At 67.1% G+C, this 647-nt stretch carries 1 protein-coding gene; it reads left to right on the top strand.

Going from position 1 to position 647, the window contains the following annotated elements:
- Positions 1–164 precede the first annotated feature (164 nt).
- Positions 165–647, top strand: a 483-nt coding sequence (locus AC5Y5V_RS31385) for a hypothetical protein (protein ID WP_499942978.1), incomplete at its 3' end; no start/stop codon positions are given.

The following is a 647-nucleotide window of genomic DNA, read 5'->3' as shown; positions in this document are numbered from 1 at the left end:
GGCCTACTCGCCTGGACTAACAGCGACTCCTGGTCACCAACCCAGATCCCGAACTTCGTCCACAAAGCCAACAACCGCGCCAGCCCCGGCACCGGAAAACCCACCGCCAAAGCCCGCACCCACGACCAAGCCCTAAACGAACTGCTCGAGGAAGTCCAAACGCTATGAACGTCAACGCAACCGAAGACGACCTCCGCACCGCAGCCGAAGCACTCAAGCTCGCATCGATACTCGACGACCGCGCCCCCGCCGGCGACAAGGCCCGTATCGCGGCCTGGGCCGAGAAGCTGCACAAGCACCGCCTGCAGCGCGGCGACGTCCTCGACGGCCTGCAGGCCTTCTACGACAGCCCATCTGAGCGCGCGATCCAGATCGGCGACCTGATCCACCACGCCCGCAACGTCCGCCGCGACCGCACCGAACGCGAGCGCGACGCCGAGCTCGCGCAGCGCGAACAAGCCCACGATCAACGGACAATCGACGAAGTCCGCACCATCACCGCGGGCATGGTGTTCGGCGCAGTGAAGCCAACACAGCGCCTGGTCGCCGCCGAGAACGCGCTGCAGTGTGCGACGAACCGGCGCGAGGCGATCGCCGCGATGCGGGAATGGACCGCAGCCAAAGCCGAGGCCCGCAGGCTGCAGGCG

It is taken from the genome of Mycobacterium sp. NGS68 (assembly GCF_059812195.1).
Note: the sequence above shows the minus strand (reverse complement) of the source record. Positions and strands in the feature narration are given on the sequence as shown.